The organism is Chitinophaga sp. ARDCPP14 (assembly GCF_051362515.1).
GTDB lineage: Bacteria > Bacteroidota > Bacteroidia > Chitinophagales > Chitinophagaceae > Chitinophaga.
The window spans coordinates 66,626-88,101 of the sequence record NZ_JBKIXB010000008.1 but is presented as its reverse complement, the minus strand read 5'-3'; the positions used below and the strand labels follow the sequence as shown (position 1 = coordinate 88,101).

15 protein-coding genes and 1 pseudogene are annotated in these 21,476 nt (G+C 47.6%); 10 read left to right on the top strand and 6 right to left on the bottom strand.

The genetic code is table 11. The features are described 5' to 3' along the window. Window positions 1-2: 2 nt before the first annotated feature. Window positions 3-770, bottom strand: a complete 768-nt coding sequence (locus ACLHR0_RS21620; RefSeq protein WP_429046867.1) for a nucleotidyltransferase — start codon at window positions 768-770, stop codon at window positions 3-5. 120 nt (window positions 771-890) lie between these two features. Here ACLHR0_RS21620 and ACLHR0_RS21615 point away from each other — a divergent pair, with 120 nt between their 5' ends. The 6 genes from ACLHR0_RS21615 (at window position 891) to ACLHR0_RS21590 (ending at window position 7,364) form a co-directional block, all read left to right on the top strand. Then, the gene (locus tag ACLHR0_RS21615) at window positions 891-1,637 is read left to right on the top strand and encodes a hypothetical protein (RefSeq protein WP_436489405.1); all 747 of its coding nucleotides are present in this window, start codon (window positions 891-893) and stop codon (window positions 1,635-1,637) included. 251 nt (window positions 1,638-1,888) lie between these two features. Beyond that, window positions 1,889-2,884 carry a S1C family serine protease gene (locus ACLHR0_RS21610; protein ID WP_370911493.1) on the top strand — a complete coding sequence of 332 codons (996 nt, stop codon included), beginning with the start codon at window positions 1,889-1,891 and terminating at the stop codon, window positions 2,882-2,884. Window positions 2,885-3,012: 128 nt separating this feature from the next. After that, a complete protein-coding gene (locus ACLHR0_RS21605) occupies window positions 3,013-3,609 on the top strand; it encodes a TetR/AcrR family transcriptional regulator (RefSeq protein WP_436489403.1) in 597 nt (198 codons plus the stop codon). A 13-nt stretch (window positions 3,610-3,622) separates the two neighbouring features. Next, window positions 3,623-4,765: an FAD-dependent oxidoreductase gene (locus ACLHR0_RS21600; RefSeq protein ID WP_436489401.1), complete on the top strand. Its 1,143-nt coding sequence runs from the start codon at window positions 3,623-3,625 to the stop codon at window positions 4,763-4,765. A 41-nt stretch (window positions 4,766-4,806) separates the two neighbouring features. Then, window positions 4,807-6,141 carry an amidohydrolase family protein gene (locus tag ACLHR0_RS21595; RefSeq protein WP_436489399.1) on the top strand — a complete coding sequence of 445 codons (1,335 nt, stop codon included), beginning with the start codon at window positions 4,807-4,809 and terminating at the stop codon, window positions 6,139-6,141. A 131-nt stretch (window positions 6,142-6,272) separates the two neighbouring features. Beyond that, window positions 6,273-7,364 carry a serine hydrolase domain-containing protein gene (locus ACLHR0_RS21590; RefSeq protein ID WP_429046858.1) on the top strand — a complete coding sequence of 364 codons (1,092 nt, stop codon included), beginning with the start codon at window positions 6,273-6,275 and terminating at the stop codon, window positions 7,362-7,364. A gap of 123 nt (window positions 7,365-7,487) precedes the next feature. On the opposite strand, the gene ACLHR0_RS21585 is transcribed toward ACLHR0_RS21590, so the two are convergent. Continuing rightward, window positions 7,488-7,955, bottom strand: coding sequence for a two-component regulator propeller domain-containing protein (locus ACLHR0_RS21585; protein ID WP_436489776.1), 468 nt, complete (start codon window positions 7,953-7,955; stop codon window positions 7,488-7,490). Further along, a pseudogene (locus ACLHR0_RS21580) lies at window positions 7,944-7,997 on the bottom strand (two-component regulator propeller domain-containing protein); the annotation flags it as partial. The pseudogene ACLHR0_RS21580 and the gene ACLHR0_RS21585, both read right to left, overlap by 12 nt. A 729-nt stretch (window positions 7,998-8,726) precedes the next feature. Here ACLHR0_RS21580 and ACLHR0_RS21575 point away from each other — a divergent pair. The 3 genes from ACLHR0_RS21575 (at window position 8,727) to ACLHR0_RS21565 (ending at window position 12,949) form a co-directional block, all read left to right on the top strand. Further along, window positions 8,727-11,075 carry a TonB-dependent siderophore receptor gene (locus ACLHR0_RS21575; protein ID WP_436489397.1) on the top strand — a complete coding sequence of 783 codons (2,349 nt, stop codon included), beginning with the start codon at window positions 8,727-8,729 and terminating at the stop codon, window positions 11,073-11,075. 65 nt (window positions 11,076-11,140) lie between these two features. Next, a complete protein-coding gene (locus tag ACLHR0_RS21570; RefSeq protein WP_436489396.1) occupies window positions 11,141-12,301 on the top strand; it encodes a PepSY-associated TM helix domain-containing protein in 1,161 nt (386 codons plus the stop codon). Between the two features lie 153 nt (window positions 12,302-12,454). Further along, entirely contained in the window at window positions 12,455-12,949 is a 495-nt protein-coding gene (locus ACLHR0_RS21565; protein WP_436489394.1) for a hypothetical protein, read from the top strand. 405 nt (window positions 12,950-13,354) lie between these two features. Here ACLHR0_RS21565 and ACLHR0_RS21560 read toward each other — a convergent pair whose 3' ends face one another. Continuing rightward, on the bottom strand, window positions 13,355-15,043 hold the full coding sequence (locus tag ACLHR0_RS21560; RefSeq protein WP_436489393.1) for a SusD/RagB family nutrient-binding outer membrane lipoprotein: 1,689 nt from the start codon (window positions 15,041-15,043) through the stop codon (window positions 13,355-13,357). Window positions 15,044-15,078: 35 nt separating this feature from the next. Beyond that, on the bottom strand, window positions 15,079-18,513 hold the full coding sequence (locus tag ACLHR0_RS21555; protein ID WP_436489391.1) for a SusC/RagA family TonB-linked outer membrane protein: 3,435 nt from the start codon (window positions 18,511-18,513) through the stop codon (window positions 15,079-15,081). Between the two features lie 267 nt (window positions 18,514-18,780). On the opposite strand from ACLHR0_RS21555, the gene ACLHR0_RS21550 reads away from it, so the two are divergent. Next, on the top strand, window positions 18,781-19,746 hold the full coding sequence (locus tag ACLHR0_RS21550) for a terpene synthase family protein (protein ID WP_436489389.1): 966 nt from the start codon (window positions 18,781-18,783) through the stop codon (window positions 19,744-19,746). Here the strand turns inward: ACLHR0_RS21550 and ACLHR0_RS21545 are convergent, their stop codons facing one another. After that, on the bottom strand, window positions 19,747-21,441 hold the full coding sequence (locus ACLHR0_RS21545; protein ID WP_436489387.1) for an ATP-binding response regulator: 1,695 nt from the start codon (window positions 21,439-21,441) through the stop codon (window positions 19,747-19,749). It lies immediately after the preceding gene. Between the last annotated feature and the right edge of the window lie 35 nt (window positions 21,442-21,476).

The following is a 21,476-nucleotide window of genomic DNA, read 5'->3' as shown; positions in this document are numbered from 1 at the left end:
AATCAAACCGTTTTTATGGTAGATGATTTATAATTCCATTCTTTTATATCAGTGGCATACTGTGTCTGATCAATCACAGGTCCCCGGCAAACCCTTTCTGTTGGCGGTGGCAGCTCATACTGTTCCAGCGCCCGTTGCATTAACTCGGCGAAAAGCCAGCGGGGAATGATGCGGTGAAAATCTGCCGGGTATACAAACTGAAAATTGATCAGCTGCTGCAGTAACAAATGCCAGTGTTGATCCAGCCGGAATAAGATCCGCTTCCAGTTGAGTGGATTATGCCGCAGGATCACGTGGTTAACATCCGCGCCGTCGTACCGCTCCCTGTTCTGTACGTATATCTTGCACCAGATCAGTTCTTCAGGAGATATCAGTTTTACCGGCACCCCTTCAAAAATGGCCGGCACAGCGTGTTCATACCAGGTATCATCTACCCGGCAAATGTTATTGACTGTATCAAAAATGATATCTATAAAATATTCTCCCTTGAATACTTTAGCCAGCCAACGCACATCGGTTAATTCTACTGTATATCCTTCCAGTTTGCCGAAGTATTTCAATATTTTGGGGTATTCTGTCCACTTACAAAAGATATCAAGATCTTTGGTATCGCGGTAAATGCCGGTATAATGAAACATGGCAAAAGCGCCACCCAGCATAAATTCTGCCCCACTCTCCTCTAAGTGCAGCAAGGCCTCTTTATAAAAGGCGTGTGCTTCACTGCTGTGCACCGCGGCCTCAAAAACCATGTGTCCGTTAAGATTTGCCATAGCTGCTGGTATTTGGTAGATGAAGTAAAAACCAAACGCTATGCCATGCGCACAACATGGTTTGTTTTTTGGACGCCCTCTTATGTATACTCAACTTTTGTTACTTATAAATTCAGTACAATGGCTACTATGCAAACCACGAAAACAAATACACGAAAAAGTACACGTACTGCTGCCACAAAGAAAGCAGCGCCCAAAAAAGCGGCAGCCAAAAAAACAGGCAGCATCGCTAAAAAGAGTAAGGTCACTTCTTTCGATAAATTCAAAACCTTTGGCGATAAACAATATACAGGCGTTCAGATAGGCCGGGGACATCACTGGCACTATGACCAGGGCGACTGGAAAGAAACGAAGATCACACCCGATCTCTGGGAAATATCTTATGCTGTTACCAAGCGCAGAACAGGAAAGGCGCCGGAAGGATCCGGTGTGCCGGTGGGTACGGCGTATCACTGGTATATCCTTGCCCATCAAAGTGCGGTGAAGCTTGATGCCAACGACTATGCCACTACCATGACGGGCCTCAAATTCAAGATTGCGCACAAGCGTGCGGATAAAGGCAAATGGAGCACTTCGGGACCTACACAACGAAAGCACCTGATTGCCTTCCTGAAAAAATTTGTGGCACAGCTGGAGAGCACGGTGATCCCGATTGAATTTGAATTGAATGGTAAAAGCTATAAAGGAGAAGCGGTGCCTATATCGGAAACCTGTGCCAAAGGGGTGTGCTATGAAGCAGAAGTGATGCTCAATGATGAAGCCATTGGCATTATACGTTGCGCGAAAAGCGGGTGGAAAATGGATCTTGTAAAAGACAAGAAGCTGATTGATGCTATCGGCAACTGTATTACATTATGGTTTGAGTAGCGGAGGGAAATCGCTTTCCCTCCGCGGTATGATTTATAATTTGTAACCCGGGTTCTGCCCCGGGTTGGGATTGGCATCCGGTTGTGCCTGTGGCATAGTTCCTTATTAGACGAAAAACATTCCCCGTCAAAATAGCCAAATAATTATAATTTTCAAGTGCAGAAAAAGTAAAGATGGCATAAAGCCGGTTCATCAAATGTCAAAACGGCATCCGGAATAAACTGGAGATATATTTGAGCCACCTGTACATTATGGATAACTCAATTTCATTTCTCACACAACAGGTGTCGGACGATAAGAGTTTATTGGATGCCTATTCTCAAACCGTTACCGGCGTAGTGGGTACTGTAGCCGAATCGGTGGTACATATAGAAGTACAGAAAAAAGTAAGCGACCAGCGAACGCGGGAAAGGCGAACGCAGGGAGGCACTGGTTCCGGCTTCATTATTTCTTCCGATGGTTTTATTATTACCAATAACCACGTCGTAGAAAACGCCGACAGTATTAAGGTGTCGTTTGTTGACGGCAGGCGCGTAAACGCAGAAATTAAGGGGGCCGACCCTTCCACGGATATTGCCGTATTGAAGATCGACGAAACGGGGTTGAAAGCGATGCCGCTGGCAGACTCCTCCACGCTGCAGGTAGGGCAGATTGCGATTGCCATTGGTAACCCGATGGGATTGCAATATACCGTTACCGCTGGTGTGGTGAGCGCATTGGGGCGTACGCTGCGGGCCAGCAATGGCCGGCTGATCGACAATGTGATCCAGACCGATGCCGCCCTTAATCCGGGCAACAGCGGCGGACCGCTGGTCAACTCCCTGGGGCAGGTAATTGGCGTGAATACAGCAGTTATCGCTTCCGCACAGGGACTTTGCTTTGCCATTTCTTCCAACCTGGCAGCGCAGATTGCCGGTCAGCTGATCCTGCACGGGAAGATCCGCAGGGCGCAGCTGGGTATTGCCGCACAGCCGGTAAACCTGAGCAGCAGGATGATTGCCGCCAACAAACTCAATATTCACACGGGTGTATACGTGTTTGAAACCGTTCCCGATGGTAATTTCTACAACAGCGAACTGCATATCGGCGATATCATTATTGCATTCGACAATAAACCGGTTACTTCAGTTGATGACCTGCATCTTCTATTATCCGACAAACAGATCGGCAGGAAGATCCCGGTAGACATACTGCGGGGTGGCAGGAAGCAGGTAGTGGAAGTAATTCCCGGCGAAATAAAAAATTAATAGTGGCACCTGAAAGACAAGGCTGTTCCGGAACAAGCATGTTCCGGGGCAGCTTTTTTTATTATCTCCAGGAAGAAAGATTTCGTAAGTAAACAAACATTTACTTACTTTGCAGTAACATTTATTGCATGAGACCTAAAAACCTGGAGAAGGAGGAAGCCATCCGCACCATTGCATTGCAGATCATTGCTGAAGAGGGACTGGAAAACCTCACCATGCAGAAGCTGGCAAAAGCGGCCAACATATCGCCCAGAACGATTTATATAAAGTATAGGGATAAAGAAGATCTCCTGGTAAAACTTTATATAGAAGAAGTACTGGAGACGTATGAAAAAGCCGTGCTGGAAAACTTTCACGCGGGTATGGACTTTGCGACCGGCGTAAAAAAGCTCTGGCAAAACAGCTTCCGGTACCTGACCCTTAACAGGACGCATTTTGCATTGCTTCAAAACGGGAAAACCTCCCCCCTGCTGAATAAAGCATACCAGCAGGCTAACATACAACAGGGACAGTATTTTAAACCCATCCACCAGTTTTTTAAGCAACAGGTAAAACAAGGCGTGATCCCGAATTTTCATCCCGATATTCTCCGTGCCCTATTATTTGCCCCGCTGCTGGACCTGGTAAATGAATATTTTGATTATACCCAAAGACCCAAACAACTCATCACAGAAAAAGTGATACTGGAATGCTGCAACGCAGTGATCAAAGGAATGCTGAAATAAATTAAACAACAACATGAGCATCATTCAACACAAAAAAATAGCCATTGTAGGCGGAGGTCCGGGTGGATTAACACTGGCCAGGATACTGCAGATGAACCATGCAGACGTAAAAGTATACGAGCGGGATATTAACAGGGAAGCACGGGTACAGGGCGCTACACTGGATCTCCACGAGGAATCAGGATTAAAGGCACTGGAAGAAGCGGGGCTGACGGAAGCATTCAGGGCCAACTACCGCCCCGGCGCCGACCGGCTACGCATTGTGGACAAACACGCCGCCATTATCCTGGATGACCATGAAAATGGCGGAGAGGACAGGTCGCGTCCCGAAATTGACCGTGGTCCGCTCAAAGAAATACTGCTGGATTCGCTGGAACCCGACACCGTTGTATGGGACAGCCAGTTTGTGTCTATGTCGCCACACCTCCACGGCTGGCAGCTGGTATTTAAAAACGGCAGCACTGCCACGGCCGACATCGTGATTGCAGCAGACGGCGCCAACTCAAAGATCCGTCCGTATATCACGCCCATTCAGCCTTTTTATGCAGGCGTTACCATCGTGGAAGGCGCCGTATATGATGCAGCAACCACCTGCCCTAACATCCATGCACTGGTAAAAGGAGGAAAAGTATTTGCACTGGGTGACGCGCAATCTTTAATCGTAAGTTCCAAAGGCGACGGCAGCCTTGTATTTTATACCGGGATAAACACCGCCGAAAACTGGTATAAAACCAGTGGCCTCAATTTTTCAGATAAAACACAGGTACTGGCCTGGTTTAAAGCCACCTTTACCGGCTGGGATCCCGTCTGGCTGGAACTGTTTGAAAATGCCAATGCTAATTTTATAGTACGCCCGCAATACTGCATGCCGTTTGATCAAACCTGGGAAGCATTACCAAACCTTACTATGCTTGGCGATGCTGCACACCTGATGCCTCCCTATGCCGGCGAAGGCGTAAACATGGCGATGCTGGATGCCCTTGAATTAGGACAATTGCTTACCGGGGAAAACTTCCCGGATGTGCATGCTGCCATCGCCGCGTATGAAAAACAAATGCGCGCCAGAGCGGGTGAAACGGCGAGGATGACGATGGAGTCGACGGCGGCATTGCATTCGGAAGAGGCGATTGGTTTTATAATGGGGATAGTGGGGTAGCGAGATTTTCCTATCTTTATTTCTCCATAAAGCCCAACGATATGAAAAATTATCTGTTACTCCTCCTCGCTTTGTTACCGCTGGCTGCCTTTCAGCCAACACCACCTGTTAAAGCCATCCTGTTGAAGAACGTGACATTGATCGATGGTAACGGTGGCGTACCAACGGAACATACAGATATATTCATCAAAGATGGAAAAATTGCTGCAACCGGAAAGGATTTACCAGCCGGTGGTGCCACAATAATTGATGGCACCGGCAAAACCGTTATGCCCGCTATCACCAGCGGCCATGTGCATATTGGCATGATGAAAGGCAACGATAACAGCACCGATCCGTATACCCGCGAAAACATATTATCACAACTGAAAAAGTACGCGGACTATGGCATCACCAACATCCTCGTGATGGGATCTGATCAGCCGATGCTGTTTGCATCCGGGTTACGCGACTCCTCTGTAAACGGCTTGCTGCCAGGCGCCCGCCTGTTTTCAGCCGGTTATGGATTTGCCGGTACACAGGGGGGTCCGCCGATGAAGTATGTATATCACCCCGCTACGGTGGCACAGGCTACTACACAACTGGATAGCGTGGCGCTGGTAAAGCCAACGGTAATAAAAATGTGGGTAGATGATTTTGGCGGTTCTGCTCCTAAAATGGACCCTGCTATTTACAAGGCGCTCATCACCCGTGCCCATGCACATCATATCCCTGTGGCCTCACATCTTTACTATCTGGAAGATGCGAAAGGTCTTGTTGCCAGCGGGCTGGACATCATTGCCCACAGCATCCGTGACCAGGAAATTGACGCAGCATTACTACAACAGATGAAAGCCAAGGGAGTCATTTACATCCCCACCCTTTCACTGGATGAATATGCGTATATCTATGCCCGTAAGCCGGAGTGGATCAATGATCCTTTCTTCAAAGCGTCGTTAGAACCAGGCGTATATGAAATGATTACTTCGCCTGCCTATCAGGATAAGTTAAAGAACTCCCCCTCCTACCAACGGAATGTCCATGCATTTGAAACAGCGATGAAAAATGTAAAGAGAATAGCGGATGCCGGCATCATCGTAGCACTGGGTACCGACTCCGGCGCGCAACCGGTGCGCACACAGGGATTCTCCGAACACCTGGAAATGGAACTGCTCGTACAGGCCGGCCTGACTCCCTTACAGGCCATTACCATTGCCACTAAAAATGCAGCGGCTGCGCTGAAAATAGATCAGCACTATGGCACTATAGAAAAAGGTAAAACGGCCGACCTGATCATCCTGGACGCCAACCCTGCACAGGATATTAAGAATACCCGGAAAATAGCAGCGGTATACAAAGCAGGCGAAGAAGTAAGTAAAGGGCCACTGCACCCGTAGTGTAGTGCGCCTGCGTACACCCGGTGTTCATTTTCGATACAGGTATTTTTATTTTAAAATATATAAGAAGATAACAGTGAAGGCTGTGCCAAATGGCATTCTCTTAGGATAAGTGTTTTCAAAAAACCAACATGAAACATTTTATCCCCGCATTTCTTTTATGCTTATCAACGCTTCTTTCGCAGGCGCAGGTAACAACAGATAATCTTCATAAAACAAAAGTGGACAGTCTTGTTCAATCTGCGCTCACCATTTTTATGCAGGACAACGCCCGCGTTAGTGCAGAAGTAGGGGTATATACCGGCGGACAGACCTATATCTACCGTTACAGTAAAACAAACCTCCCCGCTCCCAACACACCCTACGAAATAGGTTCCGTTTCCAAAACATTTACCGGCTATTTACTGGCCAAAGCAGTAACAGATAAAAAAGTGAAACTGGATGATGACATCCGCTTTTACCTGAACGGCGACTATCCCAACCTGCAATACAAAGCACATGCTATCCAGCTGAAACACCTGATTGCACACGTTTCCGGCTTACCCTTCATGCTGCCCGACCGTCGCGATCTTTTCCAGCGCCCTGATGATTCCATCCCAGGCGTGATCGATAGTTTGCAGCACGACTATTCCATGGCTGCTTTCCTCAATGATCTTCACCAGGTACAACTGGATACCATTCCCGGTTATCATTTCAAATATTCCAATGCAGGGGCACAACTACTTGGGTTCATACTGGAACGCATATACGGCATGCCGTACGCCCAACTGGTAAGAAAATATATTACCCGTCCGCAGCAGATGAAATACACCACTGCGGCACTTCCTGATAATGCGGCGAAAGGCTATAATCAACAGGGACGGATCATGCCATACAATCCCCCGCTGTTGCTGGCTGCCGGCGGCATCTATTCTTCCGTGGCCGATATGCTGCAATATGTCCGCCTGCAAACCGATGAAAACAACCCGGTAGTAAAATTAACACACCAACCTGCCTGGGGCGATATCAATAGCTATGCGATGGGGTTAAGCTGGCAGATGAATAAAACCAGCAACGGTATAAGAAGGATCTGGCAAAGCGGCGGCACGTTTGGATTTTCCAGTTACTGCGTCGTTTACCCTGAACGGAATACCGGTATTGTGATATTAACGAATGAAGCCGACCGCACTGCACAAGATGCGTTGAGTGTGGCCGCAGGAAAAATATTTGAAGGACTGGAGTAGCAATAAAGGTATTCTAAGTCAGAGATAAATACTAGTCAGCCACTTGCCGATGCTGAAAAATGTGCCGCCTGAAGCACAATTCCATCTTAAAATGGCTGGCTATTACTTTATTTCTGACTTTCTTTACTTTTTAAAGTCTGTAAAGGTCTTTCCATCATAACGATGCACCCCGCCTCCGGATCCAAACCAAATACTTCCATCGTTAGCTTCTAAAAGTCCCAAAAAAGCTGGTGGTCTTGACAAGATTTCGGTTACAGCAGGTTTTTTGTTGTACAAGGACTTTGCATCATAACGTGAAAGCGCCCAGACTGACCCACCAGGAGGATTTATGCTACCTGTAGTCCAGATGTTTCCTTTTTCATCTTCGATTATTGACCAAACGTTTTTAAACACTTTGCCATCTTTGTCTTTTAAAACGGTAAATGTTTTTCCATCATAAAAACAAGGCCCGTCCCATGTGGCAATCCATAATTTCCCTGTTTTGTCTTCCATGATAGCCTTAATACCATTATTGGGAAGTCCGTCTTTCGTTGTAAAATTTTGAAAGGATTTCCCGTCGTAACGGCTTAGCCCATTTCCGCCGAACCAGATATTACCTCCTTTATCTTCATAAATAGACATAACCATGTTATTGGCAAGCCCCTCCCTGGTTGTAAAATGTTCTGGCCTGCTTTACATGCCGAACCTGACTCATAGGTACCTTGGAGGTAGCCAACTCTTTAAGTTGAGACTCGGAGTAGCCATTATGTTCTTTACTGAAATTATCCTGTGGTACGTTTGTTTGGTTTTGTCCGCAGGAAGTATGAAAAACAAGCATCCGGAAGAGGACATATACGTGTGCATATTTCATAATTTTTTCTATTTAATTATCGGGAACAGAAACATCGCTGCATTGCTTTCATAGACATGTAGCCAGTTAACGACATCCTTAGCGCCATGTTTCTGTTGAGCCTGTACAGAAGAGTGAATTAGTTCAGCGGGCATAGTGAGCAGGCTATTCAAAAAGGTTCCTTTATTTTTCATATCCTATTAAAGCTTGATACAGCGAACCTACTTTAATCCTTTTAACTTCAAGGATCCTGATTGTAACTTAAAATGTAAACTTTGTAAATTGTTGTGGGAAGAACCCAGTCGCAACGGTAGTACAGCATCCTTTATACCGCTAAACTAAAGGTCCTTATAAAGAAGTAAACCCTCTTTTTATATGGACCTGATTCCTGCTATCTTTTTTTTCCCGATTGAGTAAACCAAATTCCCGATCCGATTCCTTTGTGCCCCTCCTGCCTCCTACCTTTGCGAACATAAATACTATGTTCGTCTGTTGTAGCATTCCCACTATTCCCTAAATCTTAAAAACTGATCATGAGAGTTATTGCATTGGCAATGGCATGCGCGTTACTGGCCTTGTTAAGCACGGCTGTTAAAGCGCAGCATCCGGCACACGGCGCCATCAAAGGCCGCGTTACAGTGGAAGACGGCACACCGGTTCCTGGTGTGGGACTCCGTTTGAAAGATTCCCGCAAACAAACTACCTCCAACGAAAATGGAACGTATACACTCCGCAATATTACTCCCGGCACATATACCGTGGAGGTTTTTATAACCGGCCGTGATGTGATCAGCCGTTCAGTGACCGTAACAGCAGGAGAAACTGCGGAAGCCGATTTCCAACTCAGTGCTTCCAAACAAACTTTGCAGGAAGTGATTGTAGCAAGCGGTCGTAATAAATTTGCAAAAAAAGAAACAGATTACGTAGCCCGCATGCCGTTGAAGAACCTGGAAAATCCCCAGGTATACAGCATTGTAGGATCCGAGTTGATGCAGGAGCAGGTTATCGTGGATTATAAAGATGCGATCAAGAATGTAGCCGGCGTGAATTCCACTGAAACGGTGAGCAATGGCCGTACCTCTACTATTATCCGTGGCTTCCGCACGCAGAACTATATACGAAATGGTATGATGGCCAACCAGCTGGTAACGGTAGACGTATCCAACCTGGAAAGGATTGAAGTGATCAAAGGTCCTTCCGGCACATTATTTGGCACCGGCGCCGTATCTTATGGCGGGCTGGTAAACCGTGTGACCAAAAAACCTTTCGATACCTTCAAAACAGATGTTAGCCTGACCGCAGGAAGTTACAACCTGAATCGCATTACCATCGATCTGAATGCACCACTGAATAAGGAAAAAACAGCACTGCTGCGCGTAAACTTCGGCAGGCATGCCCAGGAAAGCTTCCAGGAAGCAGGCTTCAAAAGAAACTATTTCCTGTCTGCCGCCTTCTCTTACCAGGCTAATGAGCGACTGAGCTTCCTCGTAGACCTCGAAACGTTCCGTAACCGCGGAACACCGTCCATCGCCTATCTGAACCCGGCAGCCGGTGTTACTGATTACAAAGAGGCAATGGGTAAATACTATAAGCGGACCTTTTATACCAATGATCTTATATCTACTTTCCCCGGATATAACGTATTCGCACAAATGAATTATAAGATCAACAGTAACTGGAACACCACCACCGTATTCTCCACCGGCGGTGTGAACGCCCGCGAACAGTACCAGTTCTCCGGCAACTGGCTGCCGGGAAAAGATAGCATCACCCGTCAGCTTCAGAAGTATAGTCACAACTACAATACTATTCAGCTCCAGCAGAACCTGAATGGTACTTTCCATACCGGTTCCATCAAACACCGTATACTGGTGGGTCTGGATTACCTGGCTGATATCACGCAGCCAACTTATACTTCCCGCTTCATCCTCGATACGGTGAGCGCTTCAGCACCTACCAGGTTCCTGATGATGGAAAAAATTTATCCTATGTTCCCTACTCCTACTGCACAGGCGAATAACTTCTATAAAAGCCATCTTGACCGCTACGGCATCTATGCTTCAGATGTGATCAATTTTACGGATCGCCTGCTGTTGATGTTAAGTCTCCGTTGGGATAAAGTAGATAACCAGGGCACCACCAACCTGCTGAACGGCAATGTAACCGGCAGCTACAGCAAATCATCTTTCTCTCCAAAATTCGGCGTAGTATACCAGCTGATCAAAGACCAGCTGTCTGTTTTCGCCAACTACCAGAACGGCTTTACTTACAGCGCCCAAACAGATAAACAGGGTAACCTCTTCAAGCCGGAACAGGCCAACCAATGGGAAGGCGGCGTGAAAGCAGAACTGTTTGAGCGCAAATTAAACGTTACCCTCAGCGCATACGACATTAACGTGACCGACAAGCTGCGCTCAAATCCCGAAGACCCGGCCTTTTCAATACAGGATGGATCGCAGAAAAGCAAAGGCTTTGAAGCCGAAGTGATCGCCAATCCTTTCCCTGGACTTAACATTACAGCCGGTTACGGGTTCAATGAAAGCGAGATCACCAAAGCCAATGCTAACGTAGGGAAACGACCTGCGCGCTCCGGCGGTAAGCATATGGCCAACACCTGGATCAGCTACCGGCTGGTGAAAGGGAAACTACAGGGCCTCGGCATTGGCGGCGGATTGTTTTACAACAGCGAAACGCCTTTTGACGATGCCAATACCTTGTTCTTCCCTGCCTATGCACTCGTAAACAGCACCGTGTTCTACGACCGGCCTGGTTACCGCATCGGTATAAAACTGGATAATGTTTCAAATACGATGTATTGGGGTCCATGGGGCGAGCCGCAGCCGCCACGTAACTATGCGGTGAACCTCGTGATCAAACTATAGGGTTTTCGCCATTCATACATCCATGAAAGCACGGTTCGCTGTGCTTTCATTTTACATTTTAACACATGCGCATCAAAAAAATATTCGGTTGGCTGCATCTCTGGCTGGGACTCGTTTCCGGGATCATTGTATTCATCATTTCCATCACCGGCGCCATTTACGCCTGGGAACCGGAATTGTCTGAATACACGGCTTCCTATCAGCACGTAACTCCGCAGGACCAGCCCTTTCAGCCTGTAACCGCCATCCGTACAGCGGGAGAAGCCAGCATGGGTGGCGAAAAGGCATTCCGCATCCTGTACCAGGGGAAAGACAAAGCGGCCGTGGTTCAGTTCTTCCAAAAGAAACCCTATCACTACTACAACGTATACGTAAATCCCTATACGGCCAAAGTGCAGAAGGTGCTTAACCGCGACGATGAGTTCTTTCATTTTATCCTGCAAGGCCATATGCACCTGTGGCTCCCGCAGGAAACCGGCGGCGTTATAGTCGGATGCAGTACATTGGTGTTCTTCCTGATGCTGGTAACCGGCATCGTGCTGTGGTGGCCGCGCAACAAGGCCCGCCGGAAAGTCAGCTTCCGCGTTAAGCTGGATGCTTCACCAAAAAGACTGAACTATGATCTCCATAATGTGCTGGGATTTTATGCCAGCTGGATCGTTATTTTCGCCGCCTTAACCGGCCTGGTATGGAGCTTCACCTGGATGGCGCAGGCTGAATTCTGGGTATTCAGCGGCGGCCAGAAAAGGCCGGGTGCCGTGCCGGTGAAATCCGGTAATCATGCGCCGGTGAAAGACAGCACCCTCATTAACCAGGTATTTGGATCCTTTATGGACCATTATCCGCAGGCCGCAGGCTACAGCATTTCCCTGCCCGCCAACGATTCCGCAGCCATCATTGCCAGGGCCTACCCTGGTCGCCACCAGTTTTATGATGCCGACTACCTCTATTTCGATCAGCATACCGGCCGGGAAATTACGCCTTCCTATCTCGGTAAGTATAAAGACGCCACCGTGGCAGAGAAAGCGGTACGCATGAATTACGACATCCATGTGGGCAGCATCGCCGGACTCCCGGGCCGGCTCCTGATGTTCTTCGCCGCCCTGATTGCCGCTTCTTTACCTGTTACAGGTTTTCTCATCTGGTGGGGCAGAAAGAAAAAATCAACACCGAAGCGTCCAGCAAAAAAAGAAAGCATTAAGAATTTTCACGCCGTGCCGGATTGATGTATCCGGCTTCTGACTTACCGGGAAACTTATTAGTCTTATCAAACAGGAAGTTGTAACTTCATTAACAATACAACAAGACGCTTTAGCAATAAGACATTGTGATACAAGAAAAGTAGCAACCGTGTAAAATTCCTCTTAACTGATACTGTTATGAAAACACTGCTCTTTCTATTCCTGCTGCTTCCCCTGATTTCATCAGGCTTTGCCACAGATACTGTTCCCTACTTCTACCTCACTCCCGCAGACGCCGCCAAAATACTGGGCCAGCCTGCATTACTCACCCTGAAATCAGAAAAACAGGAACGCGATGCACTGAAGTACCGCTGCGCTTTTACAGCCGTGGAATCGGACCCCGTTTCCGGGAAAACCGGTAATGTGTACTACAACTATGAAAAGTACCGTTCAGTAGCTGCTGCACAAAAAACCTACACCGGTATATTGGACGACAACCGCCGCAATGGCAACATCCAGCTACTCGATAACACCGGCGATGAAGGCTTCTTTCAAACCGACAGCGATAACTTCCAGCTGATCATGGTAAGAAAGAAGGATAAAATTATCCGGATGAAAGTCAATAAGGTGACGAGTACCTCTTCTTTAACAGCGCTGAAAGAAACCGTTAACAGGATAGCCGCCACGTTATAGTACCCTGCCGAAAGTTTGAGATTCGAAGTTACTCTTCTGCATAAATGCATAAAAATAAACCTGCCGGTTTTGCCGCTTTTTGCCGGATTATGCCGGAATCTGTTGCGGTCAGAAATAGTCCCAGTGTATGGGGAGTGTATGGGGAGTGTATCATGAGAGTATTGTGAGAGTATGGGAACTGTATCGGGACTGTATGGGGACTGTATGGGGAATACGACACATAGACGAGTCCTAAGTATCTGAGAAGTATTGGAGATGTATCCGAGAAGTATTGGAGAAGTAATAAAGAGACTTATTAATCGGCCACTGAAATTCAAATTTACCATATTAATTCTCTTTCAACCGCAAAATAAAAAAACTGCCTCATTTATAAATGAGGCAGCTCCTTTGGGTAACACCACTTCTCTACAATCCCTTTCCAAAATCCGGCGCCTGTTTATCATACCAGATCCTTTGCGAACTCAGTGTAGGCAAATCCTGCGCATTGGGCGTAAAGCCCTGCTGCTGCATCGCCGTATTCCAGTTGGCCCTGTTTACTTCGCCTGGATCTGTTAACCAGAACCGGCGCGGTATCAGCTCATTAAAAGTTTCCCTGCCATAGTAAGCAGAGCCCGTTTTAGGATACCCGGTGCGCCTGCAAAATACATACGCTTCATTAGCCTGCCGGTACATACTCAGGTAAGCCTGTATGTAGATCCGTTCGAGGTTATTAACGCCATTGAATTTCACCTGCGCATTATTCAGATAGGCATTGATTTCAGTTAAACCGGTGCCCGTGTAGGCGGTAGTAGAACCGGCTGCCACCGCAATCGCATTCATAGTTTGAATGGAAGATGTAATACCTTTCTTATACCAGTCTTCCGCCGTTCCTTTGGTATCCGCTCCACCGGCATATCCTTTCTGTATAAACTCTGCTATATAAAAACAGGTTTCGGCGTAGGTAACCGGTACATCGAGGAAATTGCCCGTAGCCGAGTTCAGTTTGGGAGAAAAGAACCTGCGGTTGATGGGCGATATCAGGTTGTATTTGGTATACTGACTCACAATAAATCCATTCCCGATATACGCTGCCACAGCGGGATTGGTGGTCCAGTCGGCCGGACCGCCCTGGTACATGATCAGCGGATCGTTGGGATTAATGAAAGCAGGCAATGTAACATTGTATTTTGTCAGCGAATCTTTATAACCGCCTACCAGGTCGTTCTTTTCAAAATATACCGGTAAACGCGGGTCCTGGCTCTTTTTCAGGAACGCCATGATGGAAGTGGTGGCATAGCGGCGGCTGCGGTAATCTATGTCTCCCCCGTTGCCAAAGGGCGTATAGGTGCTGTTGAGATACTTCACCTGTGAATCGTCACCATCAATAGGCCCGGTAGCGTCTTTTAATACCTGCTGAAAAATGGCCTGGCATTTTGCTTTATCAGCGTTCTCTAACCTGGCGGCTATACGAAGTTTAAGCGTGTTGGCCAGCTTCACCCATTTAGTCCAGTCGCTCTGGTAAAAAATGTCCGATTGACCGTAGCCTACCTGCGCAGGCAGTGAATTATTGGACAGCACCGCAATGGCCGCATCGAGTTGTGAAAGCCAGTTATTGAACAGGGCGGGCTGCTCATCGTATACCGGTCCGTATTGCGCCTGGTAACGGCCTTCAATGGCTTGTGAATAAGGAATGGAGCCGTTCATATCCGTTACTTTAATCCCGTGGAGCACCTGTAATACGTAGGTGGCCATAGCAACCTTCTGGTACGCATCTTTATTCGGCATCGCCTCTACCTGCTTTCTTATCTCAAAAAGATTAGGTAAGATTTGCAGGTAGTAGTTATTATAGCGGGTATTTACATTGTTGGTGATTTCGTACGGACTGGAAGTAACATGCTGCGTAAAACGCATCAGCTGTTCCATGCTTTCCCACACCCATTCTGTACCCTGGTAGGTAATGATCTTATCCTGCGAATAACTTAAAAGGAACTTCACATCCGGCTTGGAAACGAGACTGGGGTTGGTATTGATATCCCCGAAATTTTTAGAGCACGAACTAACGCCCAGCAGTGCCAGCAACAAACCGGTTCTTATATATTGAAATGTATTTTTCATGATCTTGATTTTTTGTTTGTACAATTTAATTCCCCTTAGAACCCAACCCTGATAGTGCCTGCAATGGAGCGTACCATCGGCAGAAATCCTTCTTCACCGGAGAAGGCCGTGTTATTGGAGTTGTTGGAAGCAGGATTGTAATTAAAAGGCAATGAATTGTACAGGTATAGTAAGTCGCGGCCAATAATCGCCACGCTGAGATTATTCAGCATCAGCTTCTTGCACAGTGCCGGTGAAAACTGGTATGCTAAAGACACCTGTCTTAATGAAATCCAGGAATTCTTTTTGATCCAGTAATCGGAAACACCGGTGGAAGAAGAACCATAGCGATAATAAAACTGCGGGGCGTGCGTAGGTTCTACAAAACCTTTTTCATAAGCCTGCTGATAGGTCATGCCGCCTACATTTACCTGAGAGCCATCGGGCATGGTCACCATCTGGCCTTTGGCAAATACGCCGTCTGGAATAAGTCCGTCGTCGTAGGTTTGCTGATCATACTTGCTCGTCCAGGTGATGCCGCCATGTTCTGCATCCCTTCCCTGGAGCGTGTTGGGCAATACACCGGTATGTGTGCCATAACGGTAGGTAAGCAGTACAAAGTCGCCGCCAAATTTGCCATCCAGTAATACATTCAGCGAAAGATTTTTAAACCGGAAAGTATTGCTCCATCCTGCACGGAACTTTGCATTGATATCACCTACATCCTGCAGGGTATTGCTGCGGGCAGGAAATCCGGCGCGTGCATCGGAGCGCCAGGCCAGTTCAGGTTTGCCGTTATTGGGATCGGCTACCGGGTTGCCATTGGCGTCGGTGGCCTGGTATGCTTTTGAATGGATGGTAGTACGGAGGGTACCGTAGGATTTACCTACAATAGCCCAGGTACTGATTTCTCCTACATTGGCTTTCAGGTCGTACTCTGTTCTGCCGGGGTACAGCGATTTAATGAGGTTCCTGTTAAGGGAGTAGTTCACGCTGGTGTTCCATTCAAAGCTGTTTATTTTCACCGGTGTTCCATCGATCATCACTTCCAGTCCCCTGTTCTGGATATTTCCGGCGTTGATGATAATGCCTTCCAGTCCGGATTCCGGCGGAGTGCCAATATCGAGGATCTGGTTTTTGGTATTATCCTGGTAAACAGATACATCAAAGCCTACCCTGTTTTTGAGAAAACGCATTTCCGCACCCAGTTCCTTTGCTACTTTTCTTTCGGGTTTCAGATCGGGTACCAGTGCAATAAATTTACCGGTAAGCGGATCGGGGTACCGGCTGTAAGTAGAGATGGGCAGATCCAGGCCGCCGGAAGAAGTGTAACCGTTAAACGCAAATCCGGGGTTGATATTAAAAGGATCGGTGTCATTACCCAGTCCGGCGATATTACCTCTTAACTTACCATAGGAAATCCATGCAGGCAGTTTAAAGGTTTCGGAGAACAGCCAGGAAACGCTGACAGCCGGGTACTGGTAAAAGAAATTACCGCTGCCATCGGTATAGGTAAGTGCGGATGACCAGTCGCCGCGGAAGGTACCCTGTACAAACAGCTGGTTTTTCCAGGCCAGGTCCACGCTTGCATAAATAGAGTTAAAGGCTTTCTTACTTTTCAGCCCGCCTTCTGCTCTTGGCTTCTCTACAGAGTTTGCCAGGAAGTAATTGCCGGGGTAACTGAGTCCGCCTACTGTTTCGCTGTAATTGTAGGTAGTTTGGAAACGTTGGGTTTCACCGCCTATGTAACCGCTGAGGTCAAGATCTTTGGTGAGGGTTTTATTAATGGTTCCCATCCATTTAAAGAAATAACTTTCTTTGCTCGTATGTCCGAGACCGTATAAGCCACCGGTGAAATTCTGTCCCTGTCCCAGTTCCTTGTTTTCATTTTTGGTGTACAGGTTATTTACGTTGCCTTCCAGTACCAGGTTAGCCCAGGGGGTGAGCTTAGCGGTAATGGCTACACGCCCGCGGATGGTTTGCTCATTCTGGAAATAATCGTTTTCATATAAATTAAACCAGAAGCGGGATTCCGGCGACTTGTTCGTTTCATTAGGATCTGCCGGGTTGGGAGCGCCGCCGAGTGCGCTGGTGTAATGTTGTTTTTGCATCCAGTACCTGGTATCATAGTTACGTGGCAGGATCCAGGTAAACAGTTTACCGAAGTTATAGGAAGCAAAGGCATCCAGGCCACCCAGCCGTGGCGGGTTCCTTCCGGTGAAGTAGGTGTAGTTGGTGCTTACATCAGCGCTCAGGAATTTATTGATCACATGGGTAACGCGTGCTTCCACGCTGTTTTTGAGCAGGCTGTTTTTAGCTACAATACCTTCGCTCTGGTCGCGGGTGTAAGACACGCGGAAGGTGGAGCGGTCGTTACCGCCATCTAGCGACACGTTGGTAGCGGAACCATGACCGGTTTGAAATGCGTCGAGGAAATTATTGGGTTGCGCTACATATTTTGTGGGGGTGCCGTCGTAGTTGATAACGTCCTGGCCGGCAAAGCGGGGTCCCCAGTTCTCCAGTTCCCGTCCTATCTGCCGGTCGATATACGGCTTACCGGTGGCCGGGTCTGTGGGGAACACTTTTGTTCTCCATTGTTCGTTCGGTTTGTAATTGGGATCGCGGTTATCAGTAAAAAAATTGCCTACGGTGCCACCGCCGAATTCATTCTGGAAGTCGGGGCCGGAGTAAGGTTTGAATACATTAAACGTCTGACTAACGTTAATGCCTAAACCTTTTCTTTCATGCCCTTTTTTGGTAGTGATGAGGATGACCCCGTTGATAGCGCGGGAACCGTATAATGCGGCAGCGGATGATCCTTTCAGCACGGTAACCGACTCAAAGTCTTCCATGTTCAGGTTCTTCAGGTCATTACCAAAGTCGCGGCCCGTACCGCTGAACGTGCCATTATCCACGATTACGCCATCGATCACAAAAATGGGCTGGTTGTTACTACGGAGGGTGGAGTTACCGCGGATCACTATCTTGGTGCTTCCAAAAAGTCCGCCTGCGCCCTGGTCGATCTGCACGCCGGCTACTTTTCCCTGCAGGGCATTCACCGGGTTTACTTCATTGGTCATGGCCAGGTCGCCGCCTTTAATTTCAGTGGCCGAAAAGCCCAGGCTCTTTTTAGCTTTGGTGATACCCAAAGCGGTGACTACTACTTCTCCCAGCTGTTTGTTGTCTTCCACTACGGTGACGTTGATAGTGGTTTGGTTGTTAATGGGAATTTCCTGGCGCAGGTAGCCGATGGCATTAAAGACCAGTACGCCGTTGGCCGGTGCGTTGATGGAATAGTTACCGGCTGCATCGGAAACGCTGCCTGTTTTAGTACCTTTCAGTAATACAGAAACGCCAGGTATCACTTCCTTTTTGGTGGAAGTAATTGTTCCGGTGACTTTAATGTTTTGGGCAAAGGCTGCAGCAGTACAGCAGAGCATGAGGTATAAAGAAAATGTTCCGCGTTTGCAGGAACGTAAACAAGTCCACATACATGTGAGTTTTAAGGTTGATAATACTTATGCTATTGACTGATTTGAATTGCGCGATTTGTTCACTTGCTTATGATGGTTGATTACAGTAACGGTTGATAATTTGCTTATAACTATAACGGCTGAATTGGTCAATTGTTCATTGTTGCAGAAGCGTTCCTGCTATTTTTTCACACGTCGCCAGGTACATTGAGATTTTTGTAAAAGTAATCGAAAGCCAGCTATCAACGTCAACTTTTATCTATTCACTTTTAAATACAATGTGTCATGTTTACAACTATTTCCCGTCCGGACCTTTATTGTCCCTATCCTCAGCGCCTGCACCCGCAGGTACATGAAGCGGATGCGCATACCACTGGTTGGGTGCATACTTTTCATCTTGCTACAGACGAAAGCTCCTGGAATGCTTATCATGATCAGAAGTTCACCTGGATGGTAGCCAGGATGTTCCCGGATGCACCTTTCTTTTCTTTATGTATTGCGAGCGATTTTAACACGCTTCTTTTTTTGTGGGATGATCATCTCGATGCGCTGGCGCCTAATGAATTCAACACCGGCTTTGAGCGTATGGCGCATCACATGATGCAGATACTGCAAACCGGCCGGACGTTTACGCTGGAAAGCGGCGGTCCCCTGCTGGCTGCCATGAGCGATATCTGGCAGCGGATGTGCCGGATCAGCAACCGGGCCTGGCAGACGCGTTTCGCCCGCAGCCTGAAAGATGCCTTTACGGCCAATTTGTGGCGTATGCAACACGTAGATCATGCCCGCAATATTTCCCTGAAAGATTATATGCGCTTCCGCCCCCAGATCGGCGGCGCCAACTTTTTCCTGGAACTGGCTACCCTGATGGGCGCCATCCATCTGCCCGCCGATCTGCGCGCCAACCCGCAGGTAAAAAACATGGGATTATATTGCAGCCGTACCATTTGCTGGGCCAACGATCTCTACTCCTTCTCGAAAGAATCAGAACTCGGCGATGAACTGAACCTGGTTATGCTGCTGAAACATCACCAGCAGCTTACGCTGGACCAGGCGGTAGAACAGGCCGTGAAGATCCACAACTCCGAAGTTGCATTGTTCAACAACACCGCCGATGTGCTCACCGCTGTATGCGCAGCTGGCGTACGGCCGGTACTGGAAAAGTATATTTTAACGTTGGGACAAATGATGAAAGGCAACATCGACTGGAGTGGTAAAGATACTACCCGCTATCAGTACGTATATGCGTAACTATTGGAACAACACTTTATTTACGGTGCTGTTCAACAGTTTAAGATCAATAGGTTTAGAGATATATTCCCTGGCGCCCGCGCCAAGCATATCATCGATCGACTCCTGGAATGCATCGCCCGATACGGCGATCACCGGAATATTTTTTAAAGCAGGTATATCACCGAGCAGTTGAAGGGTATCTTTCCCGCTAAGTCCCGGCATATAACTATCTATGAAAATAAGATCCGGTTTTTCATCCATTGCTTTGTTAATACCTTCTGCCCCGCTGCCGGCCACTATGGTAGTGAAGCCGAGCCTGCGCAGAAAGCTGGACAATACCAGCTGGCTCATCTCATTATCATCAATTACCAGGCTTTTCAGCCCTTTATGGAGCGTTAACTCCATCCAGCCTCCCTGGGCAGGCGACGGCGCCGAACTCACCGTTAATGGTAACCGCACAATAAAGGTGGCTCCTTCTTCCGGTATACTGGTAACAGTAATCTTTCCACTCATCATTTCCACATATTTTTTTGTGATCGGTAATCCAAGACCCGTTCCTTCAAAATCGCTTTTACCTGATTTAAACGGTGTGAACAGGGTCACCAGGTCCGCTGCTGGAATACCCTGGCCCTGGTCCTTTACCATGAACTGCCACTGTGCTTCTTCGCACAAAACGCCAACTGAAATCAGGCTGTTGGTGCGGGTAAATTTGATGGCGTTAAACAGCAGGTTATTCAGCACCTGTGCGAGCTTGTTTTTATCTGCCAGTATATAGCAGGGCATATCTTCTGCAATATCTGCCCTGATCTTTATTCCCCGCAGATCAGCAATGTATTGGTATACGATGATCTTGTCGGAAATCAGTTCGCGGATATTAAATGATTCGGGGTGAATAGCATGGGCTGCGCCGTCTTCTATTTTAGAAATGGCCAGCACATTATTGATGATCTGTAAAACATTATGCGTAGCGGAATACAGGTGCTCTATTTCCGGGCGGATATCACTATAACGTTCCTCTTTCTGCGCTTTCATCATCAGGTCCTGGCTGATACCATAAATGGCATTCAGCGGGTTCCGGATTTCATGGCTGGTTTCCCTGACAAAGATCGTTTTCTCATCCGTTGCTTTTGCCAGTTTTATATTGAGCGTTTTTAGTTTTCTTACATACAGGAAGATAGTAGCTACATCCAGCAGGAGGATCGCCGGTAGCGTTATCCAGCGGATCATAAATTGCTGGCTATGCCCCATTTCCATGGGAGTGATCAGTGTATAGTAATAATTGATTTCGCAGGCCGTTACCGACACCACCGCCACCACAATACTGGCCACCACCAGCGCGCGTGTTCTGAAAATCATGAGCGACGCCCCGAGCAGGAACAGGAATAACAGGTGTACTTCCGTTAACATGCCCATTACGGCGCTGAAATAAACGATGGCGATATTGTTAATGGCAATGAAGGCGATGCTGGCTAAAACGGGTTTATTTACAGCGTTAAGGAAAAATACGCCGAGGAAAAGTCCGGCTTCTATATAAGCAGGGATCAGCAGGTCAAATTTCCCGGTACCCATGTAAGCAAGGATGCCGAATAAAAGGCAAAGCGTGGTGGTAACAACAGAAAAAGTATTAACCATCCTGGTCACCTTTGCCAGCGATTCCTCCTGGCGGAAGGTTCCGGTATTTACAACACGGTGAAAAAGTTGACCGATGTTCATATGGCTATATTTTGAGAGGCATTCGCGGGATAGCT

Coding starts and splice junctions, on each gene's coding strand:
- ACLHR0_RS21590 (WP_429046858.1), top strand. CDS start 6,273: ATGAAACATTTTATCCCCGCATTTCTTTTATGCTTATCAACGCTTCTT.
- ACLHR0_RS21550 (WP_436489389.1), top strand. CDS start 18,781: ATGTTTACAACTATTTCCCGTCCGGACCTTTATTGTCCCTATCCTCAG.
- ACLHR0_RS21615 (WP_436489405.1), top strand. CDS start 891: ATGGCTACTATGCAAACCACGAAAACAAATACACGAAAAAGTACACGT.
- ACLHR0_RS21595 (WP_436489399.1), top strand. CDS start 4,807: ATGAAAAATTATCTGTTACTCCTCCTCGCTTTGTTACCGCTGGCTGCC.
- ACLHR0_RS21565 (WP_436489394.1), top strand. CDS start 12,455: ATGAAAACACTGCTCTTTCTATTCCTGCTGCTTCCCCTGATTTCATCA.
- ACLHR0_RS21610 (WP_370911493.1), top strand. CDS start 1,889: ATGGATAACTCAATTTCATTTCTCACACAACAGGTGTCGGACGATAAG.
- ACLHR0_RS21560 (WP_436489393.1), bottom strand. CDS start 15,043: ATGAAAAATACATTTCAATATATAAGAACCGGTTTGTTGCTGGCACTG.
- ACLHR0_RS21575 (WP_436489397.1), top strand. CDS start 8,727: ATGAGAGTTATTGCATTGGCAATGGCATGCGCGTTACTGGCCTTGTTA.
- ACLHR0_RS21555 (WP_436489391.1), bottom strand. CDS start 18,513: ATGTGGACTTGTTTACGTTCCTGCAAACGCGGAACATTTTCTTTATAC.
- ACLHR0_RS21545 (WP_436489387.1), bottom strand. CDS start 21,441: ATGAACATCGGTCAACTTTTTCACCGTGTTGTAAATACCGGAACCTTC.
- ACLHR0_RS21620 (WP_429046867.1), bottom strand. CDS start 770: ATGGCAAATCTTAACGGACACATGGTTTTTGAGGCCGCGGTGCACAGC.
- ACLHR0_RS21570 (WP_436489396.1), top strand. CDS start 11,141: ATGCGCATCAAAAAAATATTCGGTTGGCTGCATCTCTGGCTGGGACTC.
- ACLHR0_RS21605 (WP_436489403.1), top strand. CDS start 3,013: ATGAGACCTAAAAACCTGGAGAAGGAGGAAGCCATCCGCACCATTGCA.
- ACLHR0_RS21600 (WP_436489401.1), top strand. CDS start 3,623: ATGAGCATCATTCAACACAAAAAAATAGCCATTGTAGGCGGAGGTCCG.